This is a genomic window from Leisingera sp. MMG026 (assembly GCF_021654205.1).
Taxonomy (GTDB): domain Bacteria; phylum Pseudomonadota; class Alphaproteobacteria; order Rhodobacterales; family Rhodobacteraceae; genus Leisingera.
In genome coordinates this window covers 1-22,807 of the sequence record NZ_JAKFZM010000050.1, presented here as the reverse complement: position 1 = coordinate 22,807, position 22,807 = coordinate 1, and the positions used below count along the sequence as shown (strand labels likewise).

Sequence of the window (22,807 nt, the reverse complement as noted above, 5' to 3'; positions counted from 1 at the left end):
TCAGGCACGGAAGCGGAACAATTACCTTGGAGGTAAGTGAACTTCTGATTGTGCCTGTCTATGCTGCGGGAAAAGGAGTCTGTTCATGGCGGAAGGTTTCGGCGCGGTTCTGAAGAAATGGCGCGGGCTGCGGCGGATGAGCCAGATGGAGCTGGCGCTGGAAGCCGGGGTCTCGGCGCGGCATCTGTCCTTTCTGGAGAGCGGAAGGTCGCGGCCCAGCCGCGGCATGGTGCTGCGCTTAAGCGATGAACTGCAGGTGCCGGGCGGGGCGCGCAATCAGCTGCTGGCCGCTGCCGGTCTGGCACCTGTGTTTTCACGGAGGAATCTGAACGATGCGGAATTGGCGCCGCTGAAGCAGGCCGCTGAGCAGATGATGATCGCGCATGAGCCGTATCCGGCGCTGATGATCGACCGGCATTGGCGGCTATTGCGCCTGAACCGGCCTGCGGCCCTAATGCTTGAAGGCGTTGGGATCAGTGCGGGCTGCAGCCTGATTGAGGCTCTGCTGGAGAACGCCGGTCTGCGGGAAGTGCTGGAGAACCTGCAGGATGTTGAACGGCTGAGCCTGGCCCGGCTTAGAACCGAGCTGGCCCATTTCGGCGAGGATCCGGTGCTGGAACAGGCGGTGGAGCGGCTGCAGCGGATAGTGGCGGCCTCCGGCTGCGCACAGGAGGGGGAGCTGCCCGCGGTGATCCCGGCCCGCTACCGGATGGGCGGGCAGGTGCTGTCATTCTTTTCCACCATTACCCAGTTCGGCGGCACAGGGGATCTGGCGATGGCGGAGCTGCGGATCGAAATGCTGTTTCCGGCTGATGAGGCCACGCGGGAGACGATGGCCGCTATGGGCGGCCGCTAGCAGGAGTGCGGCCGGTCAGTTCGCCAGGTCCGCCTCGGCACCGATCAGGCGCAGCACTTTCTGGGTCTCGCGGTTCACCTGATAGACATAGCCGCCGGCCTGAACATAGCTGCCAAATGGGTCCGGTGCCCATTCGCCTGGAGACCCGATCCAGATGTACTCATCCAGAATATGGTCGCCGCGGCGGTAGAACTTCTTGGCATGGTCCGGCGGCACACAATGCGATGAGGTCTTGGCCAGGCCTGCCGGGCAGTGCAAGCCTGCCTGGTCCGACTTGCCATGCCCGATGCCATTGCCTGCAGCAAGCGGAATAGCCACTGCACAAGTGGCGGCGAGAACAATGATGGAAACAAAATAACGGCGTACCATTTACGGCGGGTCCTTTCCTGGTCGCCTTTGACATAACGGGCCAGGCGCAAAATCCAAGAGGGCGGTAAAGCCGGCGGCGGCGGCCCGCCTGCAGCCGGTTACGCAGCGGCAAGAACCCGCGCTTCATGGCCGCGCAGGGCCAGCCGCGCCGCATTTCCGTACCCGCGGCCGGTTTCAGCGCAGAGTTCCGGGAATAATTCGCGGATTTCCGCCAAGGTGCCTGCGTCAAATCCTGCCGCTGTTTGCGGGCCGGGCTGGTAGCTTTCGCTGAGGGCGCCGTCGGCCCAGAGAATCTGGTGGCGGCCGAACAGCAGGTGGACATACTGCGCCTCCTGCATCTCCAGCGCCGGGCGGATGGTGCTGTCGTTCACCAGGTCCTTGGCCTTGACCAGAACCTCACCCTCGCCGAACAGCAGCTCGGCGCGGCTGCCGGAAACCAGCATCCGGTGCTGCGGCGACACATATAGGTCGCGGCTGTTGCCGCAGCTGCCTTTGGCAAAGCGGATCGGAGCGGTCCCGGGCGTGCAGGCGATGCGGCGGCTGCCGATCCATTGCAGGGGCTGCGGGCCGTTGTCGTAGGTCAGAACCTCCATGCCGGGGCGCAGGTCCTCGACCGGGATTTCACCGCCGGGCACCCGGATCAGGGTGCCGCGCAGGAAGCAGGGAACCGTCTGGTTGATCTCGACCAGGCCGGTGTCGGAGTTGCCCAGGCCGTTGTCTGCGGTGTAGTTGAAATAGACGGTTTCCAGGTCGCCATCGGTGACGACGGTCAAGGTGCCGTCGGCGTTCAGAGTGATCTGCTGTCCGGTCGCCAGGGTGACGGTATCATTGGCGAACACTTCCTGGCCATTGATATGGGTGATGGTCAGCGTGCCGCCGGTGGTGGTGTCGTTTTCCAGTACATCCACCACACGGGTCTTGTTGACCGCGATATCTTCCTGGTCATCCTGCGCGACCACCGCTGTCTGCACTGAGCCGCCGGCAATCAGCAGGTTGGTGTCATAGCTGCTGTCCACAGTATCGGCGACGCCGATCTTGAGGGTGTTGATCTCCCCTGCATTCACCGGAGCGACAAAGGTCAGGGTGATTGTGAACCCGTCCATTTCGGTGTTGAACTGGTCGCCGGTGTTGTCGACATAGACGTTTTCGGTGCCATCGTTGATATTGCCGATCGACGCGGTGCCGTTGCCGATGGAGACCTGGGCCTCTACTCCATTCACCCAGACACCGACCACGTCATTGTATTGCGAATTGGCGAACTCGGGGTATTCCTCGGAGGACAGCACAAAGTCGATGGTCAGCAGGTCGCCGTCCGGGGTGAAGTCGATTTCCAGAAACGAGGCATCGCGGGTGGCGGCACCGGCGAGGGCGTTGAAATCCGCGTCGTTGTTGGCGCCGGTGGTATTGGTGCTGGTGTTGCCGCGGACGTTTGTGTTGGTGCTGCCGTCGCTGTTGGTAAAGTCGCGGGCGTAACCTGTCGACAGGATCACGCCGGAATCTGCAGGTGCTACGCCTGGTGTGGTTGTATCAGCGCCAGTGTAGATGCCCGATGACAGGCTGTCGCCGCTGTAGCTGGCACTTTCAACCGTGACGCCGTCGCCAAAGATTTCCTCTGCCATCTGGGTGGCGGTTGCAGAGGAGTTGATGTTCAGTTCCGTTGCCGTGGCCATAACAGACAGCGCGCCTCCGGGTGTGCGAGAATTTACGATCGCTTACCGGAATGCTGGGGAACTGAGACAGAACTGTGGCGGGCTGGTGCCGAAATCCTGGAGTTTACTCGAATTTTAAAGGTATTTTAAAAACGCCGGGCACAAGAGGCGGCCCGGAACAGGCCGCCTGACAGGTCATTTGTTCAAAGCCTGCGTTTGAGGAAGCAAGCCTCAGCCGTCGCGGCCGCGTGTCTCGAACCGCGGCAGCATGGCAGAAAAATCCATGCCTTTGCCGTCTTCGTCCTCGACGAATTTCTTGTACAGCGCCATGGCCAGTTCCCCCATCGGCGTGTCGGCGTCGGCGCTGGCGGCGGCTTGCTGGCTAAGGCCCAGGTCCTTCAGCATCAGCTCAGCCGCAAATCCGGGCTGGTAATTGTTGTCAGCGGGCGAAGCCGGGCCGACACCGGGCGCCGGGCAATAGGCATTCATGGTCCAGCTGTAGCCGGAGGAGGTGGAGACCACATCGAACATCTTCTGCCGGTCAAGACCCAGCTTGTCGGCCAGCGCAAAGGCCTCGCAAGTGGCAATCATCGTCACGCCGAGGATCATGTTGTTGCAGATCTTGGCCGCCTGACCGGCGCCGGCCTCGCCGCAATGCACAGCCTTTTGACCCATGATATCAAACAGCGGTTCGGCGGCGGCAAAGGCATCAGCCGAGCCGCCGGCCATGAAGGTGAGCGTGCCGCCGGCCGCGCCGCCGATGCCGCCGGAGACCGGGGCGTCCACGGACAAAAGACCTGCGGCGTCGGCCTGTTCGGCAACCGCGCGGGCCGAGTCCACGTCGACGGTGGAGCAGTCGATGAAGGCGCCGCCTTTGGTCATTGCCGGGATGATCTCAGCCGCGACCAGGCGCAGGATGGCGCCGTTGGGCAGCATGGTGATGACGGCGTCGGCGCCTGCTGCGGCCTCGGAGCCGGAGGCGGCCATGGTCACGCCTTCGATGCTGACATCGGCCATATCAAAACCGGTGACCTCGTGGCCTGCTTTGGCCAGGTTGGCGGCCATCGGCCCGCCCATGTTGCCCAGTCCTATAAATCCGATTTTCATGTGAGTTCCTCCTCAAATGTCAGCGCATCTGCGCCCAAGGGCGCCAGCATGTCTTCAATCGCCTGCGCAGGTACAGCCTGGTTTGCATATTGCCATTTCGGATTGCGGTCCTTGTCAATGATCTGGGCCCGGATGCCCTCCAGGAAATCACTCTTGTCCATGGCGCGGAAGGTGTAGCGGTATTCCAGATCCAGCGCCCGGCGGATGGCAGGTCCATCAGCGCGCAGGCGGCGCAGCATTTCCAGCGTGCAGGCCATCGACAGCGGCGAGTTGCGGCTGAGGGATTTCAACGTCGCGGCGGCAAAATCGCTGTCCTCAGCCTGGAGGCTGGCTTGAATGTCTTCCAGCGAGTCTTTTGCGAAGTGGCGGGAGATATCCGCCAGCACTGGGCGCAGCTTTCCCTGCGGAGCGGGCAGGGCGGCGTCCTCCACCAGTTTGGCAGCGCCGGTTTCTTCCAGCGCGGATATCAGCGCGGGCCATTGCTCTTGCGGGATGAAAAAATCAGCAAAACCCGCAAGGATCGCGTCATCGGCGCCCATCCGGGCCGCGGTCATGCCAAGGTATTCGCCCAAGTGATCCGGCGCCAGCGCCAGCATCAAGGAGCCGCCCACATCCGGCACCAGTCCGATGCCGACCTCAGGCATGGCAATCTGGCTGGTTTCATTCACAACCCGGTGGGTGCCGTGGCAGCCAATGCCAACGCCGCCGCCCATGGTGAAGCCCTGCATGAAGCTGATCACCGGTTTCTTGTATTCAAATATCAGCGCGTTCAGCCGGTATTCATCGCGCCAGAAGGTGCGGCCATAGCTGTAATCGCCCTTGGTGCCGGTATCATACAGCTCGGCAATGTCGCCACCGGCGCAAAAGGCCTTGTCGCCCTCGGCGTCGATCACCACCAGCTTGACGCTGTCATCCTTGGCCCATTCCCGCATCGCTGCATCAATGGCCATGCACATCTCATAGCTCATCGCGTTCAGCGCCTTGGGGCGGGTGAAGGTGATGCGGCCGGTCTGGCCGGATTTGCGGATATGGATATCACTCATCCTGGGTGCTCCATCGTGGTGTTGCGCCGGGGTAATTATGTCGGCTGCAGTTTACGCGGCAATCAGCTGGCGGGCGACGATCAGGCGCATGATTTCATTGGTGCCCTCCAAGATCTGGTGCACCCGCAGGTCGCGCACGATCTTCTCAACCCCGTAGTCCGCCAGATACCCGTAGCCGCCGTGCAGCTGCAGGCAGCCGTTGGCCACGTCAAAGGCAGTGTCGGTGACCATCAGCTTGGCCATGGCGCAGAACTTGGAGGCGTCATGGGCGCCGGTGTCCAGTTTCCACGCCGCCTGGCGCAGGAACGTGCGGGCGGCCTGCAGGCGGGTTTCATATTCCGCCAGACGGAACTGAAGGGCCTGGAACTGGTTGATGGATTTACCAAAGGCCTTGCGCTCGGACATATACTGCACGGTCTGATCCAGCGCCGTCTGGGCGCCGCCCAGGGCACCTGCCGAAATGTTCAGCCGGCCGCCGTCAAGTCCTGCCATCGCGTAGGAAAAGCCCTTGCCTTCCTCGCCGATCAGGTTGTCCGCGGGGATCGCGCAATCGTCGAACTGCACCTGCGAGGTGGGCTGCGCCTTCCAGCCCATCTTGTCCTCCAGCGCGCCGAACGACAGGCCCGGGTTGCCATCCTCGACCACCACGGTGGAGATGCCCTTGGGGCCATCTTCGCCGGTGCGGCACATCACGACATAGGCGTCTGAGTAGGAGCCGCCGGAGATGAACGCCTTGGTGCCGTTCAGGATGTAGCCCTCGTTGCTGCGCTCGGCGCGGGTTTTCAGGGCCGCGGCGTCGGAGCCTGAACCGGGTTCGGTCAGGCAATAGGAGAAGATCTTCTCCATCGTGCAAAGTGCGGGCAGCCATTTCTGCTTGGTCTCTTCCGAGCCGAACTTGTCGATCATGCCGCCGCACATATTGTGGATCGACAGGAACGATCCAATGGCGGGGTCCGCCATCGCCAGTGCTTCGAACACCAGGGTGGCATCCAGACGCGAGAGGCCGGAACCGCCGTATTCCTCGGACACATACAGCCCGCCAAAACCCAGTTCCGCCAATTGCGGCCACAGGGATTTGGGGATGGTGCCGTCTTTTTCCCACTGGCGGGAATGCGGTGCGATGTTGTCCTGGCCGAATGCATGGGCCATGTCGAAAATGGCCTGCTGTTCTTCTGTCAGTGCGAAATCCATGAGCCGCGCCTCCCGTCGCTCAGATGAATTGAACAGTTGTTTATTTAATAGCGGGCGCGCGTGGCTGAGGCAAGCTGCGCAAATGCAAAGCCACCGTGCAGTTTGTGGCGGGTGTAGCGGGACACTTCGCGTTGAATTTCGGGACATTTCCCGCTGCAGCAACTCATTTTCGCGAAATCCCTTATTTTCAAGCCTAAAACCGGGGTTTTGCCAGTCGGGATCCGCGCCGGTTCCGCGTATTGACGCTGCGGTTTTGGGACACTTCGCGTTGCAGTGCGGGACACTTGCCGTTGCAAAACGCGGCAATCCGCCACCCAAAACGTTAAAAAACGCCGGGCGGCAGAGGGTTTCTAACACCTTTTTAATGGGGGGCTTTGCGATTTTTGAAGGGTTCGAGACGGTTTGCCTCACACCTCGAACTCCTTCCTCAATTCGAGATACGCGCGCGCTGCAGCCATTGGGACCACCCCGTTACCGGCTGCAGCGGATCGGTCCACCCCGCAGGCCAGCCCATCATCCAGTCGGTGAAGGCAGGGTTCTGCTGCAGCAGGGCTGCCCCCTTCGAGTGCGCGTCCTCAGCCAGCAAGGTCACCAGGCATCGGGGCGAAGAGGCCAGCGGCCCCGGCGTCCAGCCGGTGGCCTTCATCAGATCCCACATCACCGTCCAGCACAGCCCCGCCGTCCTCAGCGAGACCTGACCCCCGGTCTGGTTCTGATCCGCCACAAACAGGAAGCTGCCGGGCCCCATCCGGATCGAGGTCCGGTTGCCGCCCTGCTTGTAGGTCGGCGTGGACCAGAATGAAGAGCCTTTGCCTGATATGAGACCCGCCGGCTTCAGCCGCCGATTGCATGCGCGCTGCAACCCGGCAGCCCAGGTCTTGAAGGTCGCCGACGACGTCTTGCAGGCCAAGGGTGAGATGGCCGGCGACGTTCTCAAAGAAGCACCATTCCGGCTGCACTTCGCGGATGATGCGGGCAACGTCGGGCCAGAGGTGCCGGGGATCCTGGCCGCGCTTACGGTCGCCGCTGAGGGTGAAGGGCTGGCAGGGACTTTGGTGCGGTAAATGGTCCGCATCCGCCAGTACCGGCCTTATTCGCTCTGCTCCCCAGCCCAGCCGTGCCGTTGCACAATGGCCCGGAAGTCATCTTTGAACGCTGCAAAGCCTGTGCCCTCCGCATCGGCATTACTGCCATGTCAAACGTCTCCTGACATTTGGGATAGCAGGCCGTCAGTGGTGCTGATGAGGAGAAAATTAAGAAACTTCGGCGACACTCTGTTCCAAACAGACAGCATGCAGGTGAATCCTGCAGGACGTATTCCAAAAGGAGTTCTATCAGTGTCGAATTCAGGCGCTCAGCATTTTCTGGCCTCCGAAGCCATCGCCAAATCGAATAAAAAACTTCCTGAGGTTTTACCAGGCAACGCACGTGCAGCTCTTGCCTTGGGTATTCGGCATGGAATGGTTCAGCAAACTGAGGGAACCCCTGAGGCGCAGGCGATGGCCCTTTACGACCGGGCGAGAAAATTTGCCTTGAAACGGCAATACCGTGATGCTGAATACCTGTTGCGTCAGGCGTTGGAGCTCGACGGAAAGAACCGGAAGATCCACGCGGCTCTTGGTGAGACGCTGGAGATGACAAACCAGCATAGTAAGGCGCTTCTTGTTCATCTCGATGCACTCCGTCTTGATCCTTCGGACTCAAACAGCATGTCGTACATCGGCAGTTATCTGATGCGTCTTCACCAGGATGAGGAAGCAATCAATTACTTTGAGGCTGCCTATCAATTCGATCCAAAGAATGCGACCGCATTTGCAAGGATGCTGTTCTTGCAGAGAAGAAGGTGCGATTGGACACATCTTGCTAACCTGGACAAAAAGCTGAAGCTGCTGAAAGAGACACAAGCGGTCGTTGATCCGTTTGCCTCCTTGTCAGTGGTTGACGATCCGGAACTCCAGAAGAAACTCTCTGTAAAAGTTGCCATGACACATAAAACGGTGGCCGGAGACGTTGAATTTGCCCGGCCGCGTGCAAATGGCAGAAAGATCCGGTTGGGATACTTCTCCAGCGACTTCTTTGATCATGCCACAATGTTCTTGATCGGCCGGCAATTTGAGATGCACAATCGGGAGCGTTTCGAAATTTATATTTACGACTACGGTAGGGACAGAGATCAAGAGGGCAAGCGGAGAGCAGAAAAAGCGGCAGACACATATAGGCATGTGGCCGACAAAGAAAACAATGAAATTGCGGAAATCGCGCGAATGGACGGGCTGGATATTGCCGTAGATTTGAAGGGGTATACAAGGGACAACCGCCTGAACATCTTTAATGAGCGGCTGGCTCCTGTGCATGTTACATATTTGGGTTACCCCGGCACCTGCGGTGTCAAGGAAATGGACTACATGGTAGCTGATCCCGTCACGATCCCGGCTCAATTGCGAAAGCACTATACCGAAAAAATCTTGTATATGCCCGATTGCTATCAGCCAAATGACGATAAACGCTCCGCATCAGCGAACAAGCCATCCCGTTCCGATGTTGGATTGCCGGAGGATGCGTTCGTGTTTTGCTCCTTCAATAGTCCGTACAAGGTATCGCCTGAAGAGTTCGATATTTGGATGAAACTCCTGAAGAAGGTACCGAGCAGCGTCCTTTGGTTCTACTGCAATGAAGGTGGAGCTCAGAAAAATATTGTCAAAGAAGCTAAGAAGCGAGGTGTTCCCGCCGACCGGATAGTTTTCGCCGGATTTGCAGATCAAAGTGATCACTTGGCCCGCTTGCCTCTTGCAGATATCTTTTTGGATACTTTTGCAGTGAACGCGCATACCACCGCAAGCGACGCTTTGTGGGCCGGGGTGCCTGTTGTCACCAAAATCGGCAAACAGTTTGCGGCGCGTGTCGCTGCCAGTCTACTCCATAACGTTGGAATGCAGGAACTTGTGGCCAGTTCGCCTCAAAAATATCAGGCTCTTGCACTCAAACTGGCGCGGGATCAAAAGTATCTTGCAGATGTGAAAGCAAGGGTCAAACAGGGGATCGCAGAAGGGCCTCTGTATGACACTCAAAAGTTCACTCGGAATTTCGAGGCCTTGATGGAAAAAACCCTTGAGAGGGTCAATGCAGGTCTGAAGCCGGAACACATCAGCCTGACCTGATCTCGGGTTAGCGGAATGCAACGGAGCGTAGTCACGTCTGCGCTCCGTTTTGTTTTGCAGCTTTAAACCCGGTCTTCTGGCTACAGCAACCGGACCTGAGTGCCGATCTGCACCATTTCAAACAGCTCCTCGGCGTGCTGATTGTAGAGGCCGATACAGCCGGAAGAGCTTTGCCGTCCGATCTTGCGGGTGTCGTGGGTTCCGTGCACCAGATAGGCCGGCCAGTCCAGATACATTGCCCGGGTGCCCAGCGGGTTGCCGGGAACGCCGCCCTCGATCCGGACGGGCAGGGTTGGATCACGCTCGCGCATGGAGGCGGTCGGAGTCCAGCTTGGGTTTTCCCGTTTGCGCACCACTTTGGTGTAGCCGCGTTTGGTCAGATCCTCGGTCATCGGCACAGAAGAGGGGAACAGCCGGTAGGTTTCACCGTCCGGCCCCCAGTAGTGCAGCGCGCGGGAGCTGATATCGGCCAGCAAGCAGCCGGCCCCGAGTATGTCGAAATGATCCTGCCAGTTCTGCTGGGTGAAGGCGGACAGATTACGCTGCACCGCTACCTCTTCGCGAATGGGAGTCTCGTCTTGCGGGAAGGCATCCGTCGATTGCGCCCGCAGGACGGCCGGAGCGGCCAAAGTGGCGCCAAGGCCCATCAGGGTGGCGCGGCGGGTGATTTTGAGTTTGGTCATTTTTCCTCAACCGTGCTGCTCTAAAACTCCACAGCAAGATAAGCTGGCGCACGGATTTTCCTAGAGGCGGCATAGCGGAATTGCGGCGCCTCACAAGCTTGTGTTGCGGGGGGCGGCGGAACACCGCCACCTCCGCAATACCGCCCTATGAGGCGTCAGGAGTACAGCGGCCGGGCCTGGGCGAAGGACAGCAGGCGCTTGCTGTCTTCATCCCACAGGTGCAGCCGGGCATTGGCCAGGCTTTCGCGGATGGTCATCCGGTTGCCTTCGGACAGTTCCGCATGATCGCGCAGCACTTCGGTCAGGCGGTAGAACGGGATGCGGCTGTAAAGGTGATGCACATGGTGGATGCCGATATTGGCGCTGATCCACTGCAGAACCGGCGGCAGCACATAGTGCGAGCTGCCATGCAGGGCGGCGTCATGCAGCTGCCAGTCTTCTTCCTGTTCCCATTGAGTGGTCTCAAATTGATGCTGCACATAGAACAGCCACATGCCTGCTGTTGCGGCGACCAATGTTGCCGGCACAAAGATCAGCAGAAGCGGCATCAGCCCGCCAAAGTACCAGATAATGCCGACAGCTGTGAGGATCACCGCATTGGTGCCCATCGCGCTGATCCAATAGCGGGCCTGGTTCATCAGACCGTAGGGAATGCGGTTTTGCAGGAAGAACAGGTAGCCGGGGCCAAACCCGAACAGGGTCACGGGGTGGCGGTAGATCCGGTACATCAGCCGGTCCCAGCGTCCCAGCGCCCGGTATTCGGCCACGGTCATCGTGTGGATGTCGCCCATGCCGCGCTTGCCCAGGTTGCCATGGGTGCTGTGGTGGATTGAATGGGTGCGGCGCCAAACGTCATACGGGGTGAGGGTCAGAACGCCGATGATGCGGCCGACCCAATCGCTGACATGGCGGTTGCGGAAGAAGGAACCGTGACCGCAATCATGCTGGATGGTGAATAGGCGCAACAGGAAAGCCGCGATCAGAATGGAGATCGCCAGCGTCAGCCAATAGCTGACCGACAGCGACCACCAGGCCAGAGCCCAGAGCAGGAGAAAGGGGACAACCGTGACCGCCAGTTCAAACGCGCTGCGCCTGTGATCGGGTTCCCTGTATTGCGCGAGGACCTTCACCCAGTCGCGCGCCGTTTTCTCGGCCGCCTGCGGCCTGGTGGAGTCTGGGGAGTTGCTCATACGCCTGCCGTTTTATTTGTCTGATGCAGACCGGATAGACTACCAGACGCGTGGGGCAAGTGAAATTCTGCCGCAGGCCCGCCAAAACAGGGTCAATTCAGCCTAAACTGCGAAATAGTGATCGATTGGCCCCGGATTTTTGAAGTCTGATCAAAAAAAATGAGGCCCCGGAAATCCGGAGCCTCTGATTGTTTCCGGCCTGGCCGGAAGGTCAGTCCATTGCTTTGAAGTTGAACTCGCCGCCTTCCTTGATGCCCGAGGGCCAGCGCGAGGTCACGGTCTTGGTGCGGGAGTAGAACTTGAAGCTGTCGGGGCCGTGCTGGTTCAGGTCGCCGAACATGGATTTCTTCCAGCCGCCGAAGGTGTGATAGGCCAGCGGCACCGGGATCGGCACGTTGATGCCGACCATGCCGATGTTGACGCGGCTTGCGAAATCACGGGCGGTGTCGCCGTCGCGGGTAAAGATCGCGGTGCCGTTGCCGTATTCGTGATCCATCGCCAGTTTCAGCGCGTCCTCATAGCTGTCTGCACGCACGGTGGACAGAACCGGGCCAAAGATTTCCTGCTTGTAGATATCCATGTCCGGGGTCACCCGGTCAAACAGATGGGCGCCGACAAAAAAGCCGTCCTCGTAGCCCTGCAGTTTGAAGTCGCGGTTGTCGACCACCAGTTCCGCGCCCTGATCGACGCCGGACTGGATCAGGCCCAGAATGCGTTCTTTGGAGGCCGCGGTCACAACCGGACCCAGGTCCACGTCGTCGCCTGCGGTGTAGGGGCCGACTTTCAGCTTCTCAATGCGCGGGATGAGCTTTTCGATCAGCTTGTCGGCGGTTTCCTCACCCACCGGCACCGCAACCGAGATCGCCATGCAGCGTTCGCCAGCCGCGCCGAAGCCTGCACCGACCAGCGCGTCGGCGGCCTGGTCCAGATCGGCGTCGGGCATAACAATCATATGGTTCTTGGCGCCGCCGAAACACTGGGCGCGCTTGCCGTTGGCGGTGGCGCGGGAATAGATGTACTGCGCGATCGGGGTGGAGCCGACAAAGGACACGCCCTGGATGATCTCGCTGTCGAGCAGGGTATCAACCGCTTCGCGGTCGCCGTTCACTACCTGGAACACGCCTGCGGGCAGGCCGGCTTCGACAAACAGCTCGGCCAGCATCAGCGGCACCGAGGGGTCGCGCTCGGAGGGTTTCAGCACTACGGCGTTGCCGCAGGCCAGGGCCGGGCCGACGTGCCACAGCGGCATCATGGCGGGGAAGTTGAACGGCATGATCGAGGCAACGACGCCTAGCGGCTGGCGCATGGAATACATGTCGATGCCGGGGCCGGCGCTGTCGGTGAATTCACCCTTCAGCATTTGCGGCGCGCCGATGCAGTATTCGATCACTTCCAAACCGCGCTGCAGGTCGCCCTTGGCGTCGGGAATGGTCTTGCCGTGCTCACGGCTCAGCGCCTCGGCCAGCTTGTCCATGTCGCGGTTCATCAGGCCGACCATGGCCATCATCACGCGGGCGCGCTTCTGCGGGTTGGTGGCGCCCCAGGCGGGCTGTGCCGCGGCTGCCTTTTCAATGGCGTCAGTGGTTTCCACAACACTGGCCATCGGGCACAGATACTGCACTTCGCCGGTTGCAGGGTTGAAGATATCGTCAAAACGGCCCGAGGTGCCGGAGATCAGTGCGCCGTTAATAAAATGGCCGAGTTCTTTCATCGGATCCTCCTCTGTTCATCTTGCCTTAATCCTAGGCTTGCAAAAATCATCGGAAAAGAGGAAAGATTTCAAAGAGGCTTTGCAGGAACGCAAAAGGTTAACAGAACGTTGGCAGCAAGACGGAGGACCCGGGCCAATGGATCCGCAGTGGGATGATATGAAAGTGTTTTTGGCGGTGGCACGGGAGGCGAGCCTGTCAGGCGCCGGCCGTATCCTCAAAATGGACCCCGCAACGGTGGGACGGCGGGTTGCCCGGTTTGAGGCCGCACTGGAAACACCGCTGTTTGTGAAATCGCCGCAGGGCTATGCGCTGAGTGCCGCGGGCGACCGTCTGCTGATCCATGCCGAAGCGGCCGAACAGGCCATGCGCGCCGGGACCGAAGCGCTGAGCGGCCCCAGCGACACCATGTCCGGGCAGATACGTATAGGCGCCCCGGACGGCAGCGCCAACTATCTGTTGCCGCAGGTCTGCGCCCGGATCGCCGAGGAGAACCCGGATCTGGACATCCAGATCGTGGCGCTGCCGCGGGTGATCAACCTCAGCCGCCGCGAGGCGGATATGGCAGTGACCGTCAGCGCGCCGACAGCGGGCAAGCTGCTGGTGCAGAAGATCTGCGACTACCGGCTGCATCTGGTCGCCTCGCGTCATTACCTGAAGAACCATCCGCCGATCACCGGGCTGGCGGATCTGAAGGGCCACAAGATGATTGGCTACATCCCCGACATGATTTTCGACAAGGAACTGGACTATCTGAACGATATAGGTGTCGAACGGGTGGCGCTTGCGTCGAATTCCGTGTCAGTGCAGATCAAGATGGCGGCCCAGGGCACGGCGATCTGCATTGCGCATGACTTCAGCCTGCCGTCCCACCGGATGCTGCGCAAGATCCTGACCGACAAAGTCAGCCTGACGCGCAGTTTCCATCTGGTGCGCCACCAGGGAGACCAGCGCAGCGAGCGGTTGAACCGCTTTGCCCTGGCGTTGTCGAAAGGCATCCGCGACGAGGTGGCCCGGCTGGAAGCCTTGACTTAAAGCTGCGTTGCGGCACACTTAATTGAAACGCGCCAATATTATGGAGGTCTGCAACGTGCTCGTTCAGGTCATTTTGAAGTCCAAAGCCACCAACGGTGTGGTCACGATCAAGCCGGATGCCAGCGTGTCGGAAGCAGCAAAGCTTTTGGCCGAGAACAAATTCGGTTCCGTTGTAGTTTCCGCGGATGGAGAAAAACCCGATGGCATTCTGTCCGAGCGCGATATTGTCCGTGAGCTTGCCGTCAGCGGGCCCGGCTGCCTGAGCAAACCTGTCAGCGAATACATGACGCGCAAGCTGGTGACCTGCACCAGCCAGTCGAATGTCGGCGGTGTGCTGCAGCAGATGACCGAAGGGCGTTTCCGCCATATGCCGGTTGTCGAAGATGGAAAACTTGTTGGGATCGTAACGCTTGGCGATCTGGTCAAAGCGCAGCTGGCGCAGGTGGCAATGGAGAAAGATGCCCTGCAAGGCATGATCATGGGGCACTAAGCCGCAGCGGCGGTGTCCGTATTTCTGCCCTCTTGCAATGACGGCTGCAAATATGTTTGCCTGTGCAGAAATTTGACAAAGCAGGAGGCCGCCGATGCGTGTGGGTCTGTATCCCGGCACCTTTGACCCGATCACCATCGGGCATATCGACATTATCCGCCGCGCCAGCGCGATGGTGGATAAACTGGTTATCGGCGTGGCAATCAACCGCGACAAGGGGCCGCTGTTTGACCTGGAAGAGCGGGTTGAGATGATCGAGGCGGAATGCGCCAAGCTCAGCACCGAAACCGGGACCGAAATTGTTGCGCATCCGTTTGAAAACCTGCTGATCGACTGCGCCCGCGACGTCGGCGCGCAAATCATCGTGCGCGGCCTGCGGGCAGTTGCCGATTTCGAGTATGAGTTTCAGATGGTCGGTATGAACCGGGCGTTGGACAGTTCGATCGAGACCGTGTTCCTGATGGCAGAGGCACGGCACCAGGCGATTGCATCAAAACTGGTCAAGGAAATCGCCCGGCTGGACGGCGACGTGTCGAAATTCGTCACTCCGCTGGTCAACGACAAGCTGCTGGAGCGTTTGGGCAAGACCGCATGAACCGGCGTGGGGTAAACCCGCTGAGTGCAGTGCGGGCCGCAGGCTGACGCGGGAGGGGCGCTGCCCCTCTTGGCCGCAGGCCAATTCACCCCGGGGTATTTTAGACCAGAAAGAAGCAAAACCGGCACAGGCGGCGTCGAAACCTGTGGCAGGCGGCCACAGGCCGGTCAGCGCCAGAAGGCGACCCAGTCGATCAGGGCAAACAGTTTCTTGCCCAGGAAGATCATGTGCTGATCGCCGAACATGGCGATGTCGATCACCGCGGCGGCAATCAGGAACACGCCGAGGGAAATGGCAATCCGGTTGGTCATCGGGGCTCCGCCGCAATAGAAAACGCCCGCCCAGATAACCTGAGCGGGCGTGAAGTCTCAAGAGGTTAGGCCGGGATCAGCCCAGTTTGCCCATCGCGACGGCCACATCGGCCATGCGGACCGAGAAACCCCATTCATTGTCGTACCAGGCCAGCACCCGCACCATGCGGCCGTCCAGCACCCGGGTCTGATCCGGCGCAAAGATCGAGCTCTCGGGCGAGTGGTTGAAATCGGTGGAGACCAGCGGTGCCGGCTCATAGCCCAGAACGCCCTTCATCGGGCCTTCGGCGGCTTCCTTGACGGCGGCGTTGATTTGCTCAGGCGTCACATCGCGGCCAGCGCGGAAAGTCAGGTCCACGGCGGAGACATTCGGGGTCGGCACGCGGATGGCGGAACCATCAAGGCGGCCTTTCAGGTTCGGCAGCACCTCACCCAAGGCCTTGGCGGCGCCGGTCGAGGTCGGGATCATCGACATGGCGGCAGCGCGGGCGCGGTACAGGTCCTTGTGGCGGCGGTCCAGAGTCGGCTGGTCGCCGGTGTAGGCGTGGATGGTGGTCATGATGCCGTGCTCGATGCCGAACGCCTCGTCCAGCACCTTGGCCAGCGGCGCCAGGCAGTTGGTGGTGCAGGAGCCGTTGGAGATCATGGTGTCGGCGGCGGTCAGCTGGTCGTCGTTGACGCCGAAGACGATGGTCTTGTCGACGTTTTTGCCGGGGGCGGACAGCAGTACTTTCTTCGCACCGCGCTCCAGATGCGCTTTGGCTTTTTCACCGTCGTTGAACTTGCCGGTGCATTCCAGAACCACGTCGCAGCCCGACCAGTCCAGCTCAGCCATGTCGTAGGTGGAGAACATCTGCATGTCGCCGCGGCCCAGGTTCATGGTGCCTTCGCCAATGGTGACCTCGCCGGGGAAACGGCCATGCACGCTATCGTATTTGATCAGGTGGGCTGCGGTCTCCAGCGGGCCGGTGGCGTTCACCTTGATCACTTCGATGTCGTCGCGGCCCGATGCTGCGATATGCGACAGGGTGCAGCGGCCGATGCGGCCAAAACCGTTGATCCCGACTTTGATGGTCATGAGTTACGTCTCCAAGCGAGCAAAAACCTTTGATCGCCATATAGACCGGTGCAGATGTGGTCTAAAGAGGTAAAAGCGTCATTAAATGAAACTGTTAGCGCAAAAAGCGAACGATGGCGCTAACGAATTGCGGCGGTGGCGTTAACGGAAATCGGCTGGGTGCGGACGGTGGCGCTAACGCTTGTGCTGCGGCGCGGAAGCGGGCAGATTGCCCCCGAACGCGGACAGGATTTGAGGGATTGGGTATGAGCGGTTTGCTGGCGCTTCTGGATGATGTGGCGGGGATTGCCAAGGTTGCGGCGGCCTCGGTCGATGATGTGGCGGCGGCGGCGGGCAAGGCCGGGGCCAAGACCGCGGGCGTGATCATCGACGATGCGGCGGTGACGCCGAAGTACCTGCAGGGCTTTGCGCCTGCGCGCGAGCTGCCGATCATCTGGCGCATCACCCGCGGGTCTTTGTTCAACAAGCTGATCCTGTTGATGCCGGTGGCGATGCTTTTGGCGAATTTTGCCCCTTGGCTCATTACGCCCTTGCTGATGCTGGGCGGGTCGTACCTGTGCTTTGAGGGGGCCGAGAAGATCTTTCACGTGCTGTTCCCCCATGCCAGTCACGCCATTGACGAAGACATGAGCGTCAAGGACCCCGGCCATCTGGAGGAGCAGAAGATCAAAGGCGCGATCAAGACCGATTTCATCCTGTCCGCCGAGATCATGACAATCGCGCTGGCTGCCATTGAGGCGCCAAACGTCTGGATCCAAGGGGCGACGCTGGCGGTGGTGGCGATCGGGGTGACGCTGGCGGTCTACGGCTCTGTCGCGCTGATTGTGAAGATGGATGATGTGGGGCTGTATATGGCTGAGAATGCCCATACCGGCTTTGGCCGCGGGCTGGGGCGCGGGCTGGTCAAGTTCATGCCGGTGCTGATGAAGATCCTGTCGGTGGTCGGCACCGCGGCGATGCTGTGGGTTGGCGGCTCCATCATCATCCACGGGCTGGAGGTTCTGGGTTTTGGCTGGCTGGGCCATCACATTCACGACTGGGCCTATGCTGTGGGCCATGCGGTGCCTGCCGCTTGGGAGGGCCTTGCGGAGTGGACGGCAAAGGCGGCAATGGACGGGGTGTTTGGGGTTGCCTGGGGGCTGGTTCTGATCCCGCTGGCAACCAAGGTTGTGGGGCCGATGATAGCGGCGGTTTCAGGGAAGTCTGCCAGCCACTGAAAGTGATAAGTCATATGATTGCAAAAGTTTGAGGATTCGCTTTTGAAGAAGCCAATTATCAAGATTCTTTCCGGCCCAACTCCAAACCAAGTCGCAGCAGGTGAAATCTCGACAGGCGGAACGGCGTCTTTGCTCTCGGCAATCAGCAAGGCAGCGGACCTCGCCCCCATGGACGTGAAACAGTTGTACGGTTTCCTCCATTTTCGCCTGCATTCCGCAAAACAGGCACAAGCTCGCAGTGGCTGGTTCGGAGGCCGGTTGTTCAACAAATTCAGCGGCGAGTCTTCGGACTATGTCCCGCTTTCCGGCACTCAAATGACGCAAGCTTTCCTTGCTGCGGGGATAGAACCTCCAGAATTCATCGTCGCCAGCGGTAACTACGAGCTGCGTTTGGACTATGCACAGAAAGCCTATGATGCGTTGAAGGAAATGGCCGAAACTGACAACGCGCAATAGGTGGTTCAAACCAAAAAAAAGGGCTCCGACAGGAGCCCTTTTCTGTTTCTAGTGTTTGACGGGCCTCAGCCCAGCAGCTCTTTCACCTTCGCAACGGTGCCCTCAGCGGTGATGCCGAAGCGCTCGAATAGCTCGCCTGCCGGGGCAGAGGCGCCGAAGCGGTCCATGCCGACGAATGCGGCTTTCTTCTCCTGGCCGCGCTCGCCCAGCAGCCAGCGGTCCCAGCCGCCGGCGCGCATGGCGGCCTCGATACCGACGCGGACGGGGCCTGCGGGCAGGACCTTGCGGCGGTAGGCTTCGTCCTGCTGCGCAAACAGCTCCATGCAGGGCATGGAGACGACGCGGGTGCCGATACCCTCGGCCTCCAGCTTGGCCTTGGCTTCCATCGCCACGGAAACCTCAGAGCCGGTGGCGATCAGGATCACCTGGCGCTTGTTCTCGGCCTCGGCCAGCACATAGGCGCCTTTTTCGACCATGTTGGTCAGCTTATGCTCGGTCCGGACGGTCGGCAGGTTCTGACGGGTCAGGGTCATCACCGACGGGGTGTCCTTGGAGGTCAGGGCGATTTCCCAGGCCTCGGCGGTTTCCACGGTGTCGGCGGGGCGGAACACATAGGTGTTCGGGGTCGCGCGGCAGATTGCCAGATGCTCCACCGGCTGGTGGGTCGGGCCGTCTTCGCCGACACCGATCGAGTCGTGGGTCATCACAAACACTGTCGGGATCTTGGACAGCGCGGCCAGGCGCATGGCCGGGCGGGCATAGTCGGTGAAGCAGAAGAAGGTGCCGCCGTAAGCGCGCACGCCGCCGTGCAGCACCATGCCGTTCATCGCTGCGGCCATGCCGTGCTCGCGGATGCCCCAATAGACATAGCGGCCCTTGCGGTTGTCGGTGTCGAAGGTGCCGAGATCGCCGGTCTTGGTGTTGTTGGAGCCGGTGAGGTCGGCCGAGCCGCCCACGGTTTCCGGCATCAAGGGGTTGATGACGGCCAGCGCCATTTCCGAGGATTTGCGGGTCGCGACCTTGGGCCGGTCTTCACTGACCTGCTTTTTCAGCGCCTTGATGGCGGCGGACAGTTTCTTGGGCGCGTCCAGTGCATAGGCACGGTTGAAACGGTCCTGTTTCTGCGTCGACAGCTCGGCAAAACGGGCTTCCCAGGCTTCGCGCTCGGACTTGCCGCGCGCACCGATCTCTTCCCACTGGGATTTGATCTCGCTCGGCACTTCAAACGCGCCGCCGGTCCAGCCATAGGCGTCCTTGGCGGCCTTCAGCTGGTCCGCATCGGTCAGGGCGCCGTGGCCCTTGGAGGTGTCCTGTGCGGCGTGGCCCAGAGCGATATGGGTTTTGCAGGCGATCATCGACGGTTTCTTGGACTTCTTGGCGGCCTCGATGGCCTCGTCGATGGCCTTGGGGTCGTGGCCGTCGATTTCCAGCACCTGCCAGCCCGACGCCTTGAAGCGCTGCACCTGGTTGGTGCGGTCGGACAGATCAACGGTGCCGTCGATGGTGATGTTGTTGTTGTCCCAGAACACGATCAGTTTGCCCAGCTGGTGGCGGCCGGCAAGACCGATTGCCTCCTGGCTGATGCCTTCCATCAGGCAGCCGTCGCCGGCGATCACATAGGTGTGGTGATCCACGACCTTGCGGCCGTAATGGGCGCGCTGCATTTCCTCGGCCATGGCAAAGCCGACAGCGTTCGAGATGCCCTGACCCAGCGGGCCGGTGGTGGTTTCAACCGCATCCAGCAGGAAGTTTTCCGGGTGGCCCGCAGTCAGCGCGCCGGTCTGGCGGAAGTTCTTGATCTGATCCAGGGTCACCTGACGGTCGCCGACAAGATACAGCAGCGAATAGATCAGCATCGAGCCGTGGCCCGCCGACAGGATGAACCGGTCACGGTCCGGCCACTGCGGGTTGGATGCATCGAATTTGAGGTGCTTTTCGAACAGCACGGTCGCCACATCGGCCATGCCGATCGGCATTCCGGTGTGGCCGGAATTGGCGGCGGCGACGGCGTCCAGAGCCAGCGCGCGAATGGCGGCGGCCTTGTTCCAATGGTCGGGATTGGCGGTGCGCAGGGCTGTCAGGTCCACTTGGATCGTCCTTTGGCGTTAACAGGCAATTGCTGCGCTCAATAACAGCGATGCCGCAAAGATCAAGCATGGTTGCGCCTATGTCTGCTATGTTGCGCGAAGTTGGCGCGGCAAGTGGTTGAAACACAAGGGGGGGTGTTTTATCCCTGAAAGGGAAGAACTGGCCCATGTCGGCGGCAGATGCGCGATTCGCGCGGGCGCCGGAACGAATATGGCACTGATGTGGACGGGTGAGGGACAGGCATGAACCAGATTGAAGAATTGCAAGGCCGCATTCAGGCCGCGCTTGAGCGTATCGGCACCGGCACGGCTGCGCTGCAAGAGGCGCGCGAAGCGGATAAGGTCAAGGCCGCAGAGGTTGCTGCCGAGGCCGCTAAGGCGGCGGAAGCGGCTGCTGCCGGGGCTGCGACGGCTGAGATTGAACAAGCGCTGGAAGAAGAAAAGCTCGCCAACGCCCAGCTTGAAGAGCGTGTGAAGGTGTTGCGCGCACGTCTGCAGGAGGCCGGAAACCAGGCTCCCGCCGCAAATGAAGATATCGCGGCGATGGAAGCCGAGCTGCAGTTGTTGCGCAACGAAGCCGGGGATCCGGCGGAAAAAGAAGCCCTGCGCGGTGAAGTTGCAAGGCTGAAGGGGGAGCTGGAAGCCGCGGCAAATACCGCCGCCAGTGACAAGGAAGCGCTGGAAGACCAGCTGTCTGAGGCCCAGGCTGCCAATGACAGCCTGAAGGCCCAGCTGGAGGAGGCGTCGGCTGCTGCGGCAGCACCGGCGGATACGGCCCCGGCCCAGGACAGGGGCGCAGAGATTGAACGCCAGAATGAAACCCTGCTGCGGCTTGATACCGAACTGCAGCAATTGCGCCAGGCCAACGAGGAGCTGCGTGCCTCCAACACAGCGCTGCGCGATGCAAATGCCCAAAGCCTGGGCGATGCCGGGCTGATCAACACGGCTATGGAAGCCGAGATCGAGGGGCTGCGCGCCGCGCAGGCCAGCGACCAGGCCCAGGTCAACGCGGTGCTGGCCAAGCTGGAGCCGCTCTTGGCCAATGCCCGCAACCTGCCGGAAGGGGAGGAAGTCTGATGCCCGAAGTGACCATAATGATCGGCGGCCGCGGCTTTGAGGTGTCCTGCCAGGAAGGTGAGGAAAGCTATCTGCATTCCGCCGCCAAAATGCTGGATGACGAGGCGCAGGTGCTGTCGGACCAGATCGGCCGGATGCCCGAGGCCCGGATGCTGCTGATGGCCGGGCTGATGCTGGCTGACAAGACCGCCGCGGTCGAGGACCGGATCAAAGAGGTTGAGGCCGTTCTCGCCGAACGCGACCAGGAGCTGGCGGAGTTGCGCGCCATGCCGGCACCGGAACCCGAGCGGATCGAAGTCCCGATCGTGCCGCCGCAGGTTACTGAAAGCCTGGCTGAACTGGCCGCCCGGACCGAGGCGCTGGCCCAGGAAATCGAAGAAAAAGCACAGCCGGCGGGCTGAGCTTGTCCCGCGCCTGCGCCGGGGTAAAGGAAAACGGCAAAATATTGTTCGTTTTCCGGCCTTTGCGGGACCCGCTGGAAACACTGTTTTTCATGCAGTCAGGCCGCCCGGCGCTCGTCCGCGGCGGGTGTTTGCGATAGCTTCACCGCAGGGGCAGAAGTCCTGACGCAGTGGAGCAGCACAGAATGTACGAAGCCTTGATCCTGGGAGTCTTGTTGCTGGCCGGCGCCTCGGCAAGTGCTTATGACTTTGACCTGCCGCTGCCGGAAGAAGAGCAGCCCGATACAGAACCCACGGAAAATTCCGACCGCCTGCAGCTTGGCGATGAGGCTGACAGTATTGATGCCGGCAGAGGCAATGATCAGGTGCGCGCCGGCAATGGCGATGATACGGTGTCCGGCGGCCCGGGGCTGGACATCCTGCAAGGCGAAGGCGGCGCAGATCTGCTGTCTGGTGGCGAATTCCACGACATTTTGCTGGGCGGTGCGGGCGCGGATGTGCTGGACGGCGAAGGCGGCAAGGATATCCTGTTCGGCGGCACCGGCGACGACACGCTGATGGGCGGGGACTGGGATGATGTGCTTGCAGGCGGCGAAGGTTCGGACGACTTGTCCGGCGGGCGCGGCAACGACAACCTTTTCGGTGTCAGTGTTGACCCGGAGCCGGATGCCGGGACGCTGAAATCCCTGCGCGACGGCGAGGAATCCGCGGAGAATATTTTTGCTTTGTCCGCGGATGATGAGGCTGACACGCTGGACGGCGGCGATGGCAACGACTTCCTGGCCTTGGGGGCAGGGGATACCGCCATTGGCGGCAGCGGCAAGGACGTGTTTGAGCTGCACCGTGATCCGGATGCAACCGGCGTAATCACGATTGAGGATTTTGAGGCCGGAACCGATACCGTTCGGGTTGCGGGCGGCAATACCGGAGGTTTCAGCATTCAGCGGGAGGAAGACAGCGGCGATGCGCTTGTCCTGGAAAACGGCAAACTGGTTGCAAGGCTGCTGGGGGCCGGCGACAGTTTTGCCTTGGAAAACCTGGGCTTTTCGGGCAATGCACCCGCGAATTCAGGCTGACCCGGCCTGAAGCGCCACCGGTTTCGCGC

At 60.8% G+C, this 22,807-nt stretch carries 23 protein-coding genes; 11 read left to right on the top strand and 12 right to left on the bottom strand.

Annotated elements, in window-relative coordinates; all coding sequences use genetic code 11:
- Positions 1 to 85 precede the first annotated feature (85 nt).
- On the top strand, positions 86 to 856 hold the full coding sequence (locus L1069_RS20210; protein ID WP_237456839.1) for a helix-turn-helix transcriptional regulator: 771 nt from the start codon (positions 86 to 88) through the stop codon (positions 854 to 856).
- A 15-nt stretch (positions 857 to 871) separates the two neighbouring features.
- Here the strand turns inward: L1069_RS20210 and L1069_RS20205 are convergent, their stop codons facing one another.
- The 6 genes from L1069_RS20205 to L1069_RS20180 form a co-directional block, all read right to left on the bottom strand.
- Positions 872 to 1,225: a hypothetical protein gene (locus L1069_RS20205; protein ID WP_129370980.1), complete on the bottom strand. Its 354-nt coding sequence runs from the start codon at positions 1,223 to 1,225 to the stop codon at positions 872 to 874.
- 98 nt (positions 1,226 to 1,323) lie between these two features.
- Positions 1,324 to 2,895 carry a Hint domain-containing protein gene (locus tag L1069_RS20200; RefSeq protein ID WP_237456838.1) on the bottom strand — a complete coding sequence of 524 codons (1,572 nt, stop codon included), beginning with the start codon at positions 2,893 to 2,895 and terminating at the stop codon, positions 1,324 to 1,326.
- A 210-nt stretch (positions 2,896 to 3,105) separates the two neighbouring features.
- Positions 3,106 to 3,981, bottom strand: coding sequence for a 3-hydroxyisobutyrate dehydrogenase (gene mmsB / locus L1069_RS20195; RefSeq protein ID WP_237456837.1), 876 nt, complete (start codon positions 3,979 to 3,981; stop codon positions 3,106 to 3,108).
- Positions 3,978 to 5,024: an enoyl-CoA hydratase/isomerase family protein gene (locus L1069_RS20190; protein ID WP_237456836.1), complete on the bottom strand. Its 1,047-nt coding sequence runs from the start codon at positions 5,022 to 5,024 to the stop codon at positions 3,978 to 3,980. The genes mmsB and L1069_RS20190 overlap by 4 nt, the downstream gene beginning before the upstream one ends.
- A 51-nt stretch (positions 5,025 to 5,075) precedes the next feature.
- Positions 5,076 to 6,215 (bottom strand): acyl-CoA dehydrogenase family protein, encoded by a 1,140-nt coding sequence (locus L1069_RS20185; protein ID WP_129370976.1) that lies wholly within the window; start codon positions 6,213 to 6,215, stop codon positions 5,076 to 5,078.
- Between the two features lie 427 nt (positions 6,216 to 6,642).
- Positions 6,643 to 7,077, bottom strand: a complete 435-nt coding sequence (locus L1069_RS20180; protein WP_237456835.1) for a hypothetical protein — start codon at positions 7,075 to 7,077, stop codon at positions 6,643 to 6,645.
- A 16-nt stretch (positions 7,078 to 7,093) separates the two neighbouring features.
- On the opposite strand from L1069_RS20180, the gene L1069_RS20175 reads away from it, so the two are divergent.
- Complete coding sequence (locus L1069_RS20175) at positions 7,094 to 7,279, top strand: hypothetical protein (protein ID WP_237456834.1); 186 nt, start codon at positions 7,094 to 7,096, stop codon at positions 7,277 to 7,279.
- Positions 7,280 to 7,456: 177 nt separating this feature from the next.
- On the top strand, positions 7,457 to 9,373 hold the full coding sequence (locus L1069_RS20170; protein ID WP_237456844.1) for a hypothetical protein: 1,917 nt from the start codon (positions 7,457 to 7,459) through the stop codon (positions 9,371 to 9,373).
- A gap of 80 nt (positions 9,374 to 9,453) precedes the next feature.
- On the opposite strand, the gene L1069_RS20165 is transcribed toward L1069_RS20170, so the two are convergent.
- The 3 genes from L1069_RS20165 to L1069_RS20155 form a co-directional block, all read right to left on the bottom strand.
- Positions 9,454 to 10,056 (bottom strand): L,D-transpeptidase, encoded by a 603-nt coding sequence (locus L1069_RS20165; RefSeq protein WP_237456833.1) that lies wholly within the window; start codon positions 10,054 to 10,056, stop codon positions 9,454 to 9,456.
- Between the two features lie 155 nt (positions 10,057 to 10,211).
- Entirely contained in the window at positions 10,212 to 11,246 is a 1,035-nt protein-coding gene (locus tag L1069_RS20160; RefSeq protein WP_129370973.1) for a fatty acid desaturase, read from the bottom strand.
- Between the two features lie 211 nt (positions 11,247 to 11,457).
- Positions 11,458 to 12,957, bottom strand: a complete 1,500-nt coding sequence (locus tag L1069_RS20155; protein WP_129370972.1) for a CoA-acylating methylmalonate-semialdehyde dehydrogenase — start codon at positions 12,955 to 12,957, stop codon at positions 11,458 to 11,460.
- A 136-nt stretch (positions 12,958 to 13,093) separates the two neighbouring features.
- Here L1069_RS20155 and L1069_RS20150 point away from each other — a divergent pair, with 136 nt between their 5' ends.
- From L1069_RS20150 to coaD, 3 genes are all read left to right on the top strand, one after another.
- A complete protein-coding gene (locus L1069_RS20150) occupies positions 13,094 to 13,990 on the top strand; it encodes a LysR family transcriptional regulator (RefSeq protein WP_237456832.1) in 897 nt (298 codons plus the stop codon).
- A 55-nt stretch (positions 13,991 to 14,045) separates the two neighbouring features.
- Positions 14,046 to 14,480 (top strand): CBS domain-containing protein, encoded by a 435-nt coding sequence (locus tag L1069_RS20145; RefSeq protein ID WP_129370970.1) that lies wholly within the window; start codon positions 14,046 to 14,048, stop codon positions 14,478 to 14,480.
- Positions 14,481 to 14,574: 94 nt separating this feature from the next.
- Positions 14,575 to 15,075, top strand: a complete 501-nt coding sequence (gene coaD, locus L1069_RS20140) for a pantetheine-phosphate adenylyltransferase (RefSeq protein WP_129370969.1) — start codon at positions 14,575 to 14,577, stop codon at positions 15,073 to 15,075.
- A gap of 167 nt (positions 15,076 to 15,242) precedes the next feature.
- On the opposite strand, the gene L1069_RS20135 is transcribed toward coaD, so the two are convergent.
- Together L1069_RS20135 and gap are read right to left on the bottom strand one after the other, a co-directional pair.
- Complete coding sequence (locus L1069_RS20135) at positions 15,243 to 15,386, bottom strand: hypothetical protein (protein ID WP_027259049.1); 144 nt, start codon at positions 15,384 to 15,386, stop codon at positions 15,243 to 15,245.
- 76 nt (positions 15,387 to 15,462) lie between these two features.
- Complete coding sequence (gene gap, locus L1069_RS20130; protein WP_237456831.1) at positions 15,463 to 16,464, bottom strand: type I glyceraldehyde-3-phosphate dehydrogenase; 1,002 nt, start codon at positions 16,462 to 16,464, stop codon at positions 15,463 to 15,465.
- Between the two features lie 245 nt (positions 16,465 to 16,709).
- Here gap and L1069_RS20125 point away from each other — a divergent pair, with 245 nt between their 5' ends.
- Positions 16,710 to 17,681, top strand: a complete 972-nt coding sequence (locus tag L1069_RS20125) for a DUF808 domain-containing protein (protein ID WP_237456830.1) — start codon at positions 16,710 to 16,712, stop codon at positions 17,679 to 17,681.
- 42 nt (positions 17,682 to 17,723) lie between these two features.
- Positions 17,724 to 18,137: a hypothetical protein gene (locus tag L1069_RS20120; protein WP_237456829.1), complete on the top strand. Its 414-nt coding sequence runs from the start codon at positions 17,724 to 17,726 to the stop codon at positions 18,135 to 18,137.
- Positions 18,138 to 18,202: 65 nt separating this feature from the next.
- Here L1069_RS20120 and tkt read toward each other — a convergent pair whose 3' ends face one another.
- Positions 18,203 to 20,224, bottom strand: a complete 2,022-nt coding sequence (tkt, locus tag L1069_RS20115; RefSeq protein ID WP_237456828.1) for a transketolase — start codon at positions 20,222 to 20,224, stop codon at positions 18,203 to 18,205.
- Between the two features lie 243 nt (positions 20,225 to 20,467).
- Between tkt and L1069_RS20110 the strand changes: the two genes are divergently transcribed.
- The 3 genes from L1069_RS20110 to L1069_RS20100 all read left to right on the top strand — a co-directional run bounded on the left by L1069_RS20110 (position 20,468) and on the right by L1069_RS20100 (position 22,778).
- Positions 20,468 to 21,301, top strand: coding sequence for a colicin transporter (locus L1069_RS20110; RefSeq protein ID WP_211038527.1), 834 nt, complete (start codon positions 20,468 to 20,470; stop codon positions 21,299 to 21,301).
- Complete coding sequence (locus L1069_RS20105) at positions 21,301 to 21,702, top strand: cell division protein ZapA (RefSeq protein ID WP_129370963.1); 402 nt, start codon at positions 21,301 to 21,303, stop codon at positions 21,700 to 21,702. Before L1069_RS20110 ends, L1069_RS20105 begins: the two co-directional genes overlap by 1 nt.
- 185 nt (positions 21,703 to 21,887) lie before the next feature.
- On the top strand, positions 21,888 to 22,778 hold the full coding sequence (locus L1069_RS20100; protein ID WP_237456827.1) for a calcium-binding protein: 891 nt from the start codon (positions 21,888 to 21,890) through the stop codon (positions 22,776 to 22,778).
- Positions 22,779 to 22,807 lie beyond the last annotated feature (29 nt).

Excerpts from the sequence above, each read along its gene's own strand:
- L1069_RS20210 (WP_237456839.1), top strand. The coding sequence starts at position 86 with ATGGCGGAAGGTTTCGGCGCGGTTCTGAAGAAATGGCGCGGGCTGCGG.
- L1069_RS20205 (WP_129370980.1), bottom strand. The coding sequence starts at position 1,225 with ATGGTACGCCGTTATTTTGTTTCCATCATTGTTCTCGCCGCCACTTGT.
- L1069_RS20200 (WP_237456838.1), bottom strand. The coding sequence starts at position 2,895 with ATGGCCACGGCAACGGAACTGAACATCAACTCCTCTGCAACCGCCACC.
- mmsB (WP_237456837.1), bottom strand. The coding sequence starts at position 3,981 with ATGAAAATCGGATTTATAGGACTGGGCAACATGGGCGGGCCGATGGCC.
- L1069_RS20190 (WP_237456836.1), bottom strand. The coding sequence starts at position 5,024 with ATGAGTGATATCCATATCCGCAAATCCGGCCAGACCGGCCGCATCACC.
- L1069_RS20185 (WP_129370976.1), bottom strand. The coding sequence starts at position 6,215 with ATGGATTTCGCACTGACAGAAGAACAGCAGGCCATTTTCGACATGGCC.
- L1069_RS20170 (WP_237456844.1), top strand. The coding sequence starts at position 7,457 with ATGAGGAGAAAATTAAGAAACTTCGGCGACACTCTGTTCCAAACAGAC.
- L1069_RS20165 (WP_237456833.1), bottom strand. The coding sequence starts at position 10,056 with ATGACCAAACTCAAAATCACCCGCCGCGCCACCCTGATGGGCCTTGGC.
- L1069_RS20160 (WP_129370973.1), bottom strand. The coding sequence starts at position 11,246 with ATGAGCAACTCCCCAGACTCCACCAGGCCGCAGGCGGCCGAGAAAACG.
- L1069_RS20155 (WP_129370972.1), bottom strand. The coding sequence starts at position 12,957 with ATGAAAGAACTCGGCCATTTTATTAACGGCGCACTGATCTCCGGCACC.
- L1069_RS20150 (WP_237456832.1), top strand. The coding sequence starts at position 13,094 with ATGGATCCGCAGTGGGATGATATGAAAGTGTTTTTGGCGGTGGCACGG.
- coaD (WP_129370969.1), top strand. The coding sequence starts at position 14,575 with ATGCGTGTGGGTCTGTATCCCGGCACCTTTGACCCGATCACCATCGGG.
- L1069_RS20135 (WP_027259049.1), bottom strand. The coding sequence starts at position 15,386 with ATGACCAACCGGATTGCCATTTCCCTCGGCGTGTTCCTGATTGCCGCC.
- gap (WP_237456831.1), bottom strand. The coding sequence starts at position 16,464 with ATGACCATCAAAGTCGGGATCAACGGTTTTGGCCGCATCGGCCGCTGC.
- L1069_RS20125 (WP_237456830.1), top strand. The coding sequence starts at position 16,710 with ATGAGCGGTTTGCTGGCGCTTCTGGATGATGTGGCGGGGATTGCCAAG.
- L1069_RS20110 (WP_211038527.1), top strand. The coding sequence starts at position 20,468 with ATGAACCAGATTGAAGAATTGCAAGGCCGCATTCAGGCCGCGCTTGAG.
- L1069_RS20105 (WP_129370963.1), top strand. The coding sequence starts at position 21,301 with ATGCCCGAAGTGACCATAATGATCGGCGGCCGCGGCTTTGAGGTGTCC.
- L1069_RS20100 (WP_237456827.1), top strand. The coding sequence starts at position 21,888 with ATGTACGAAGCCTTGATCCTGGGAGTCTTGTTGCTGGCCGGCGCCTCG.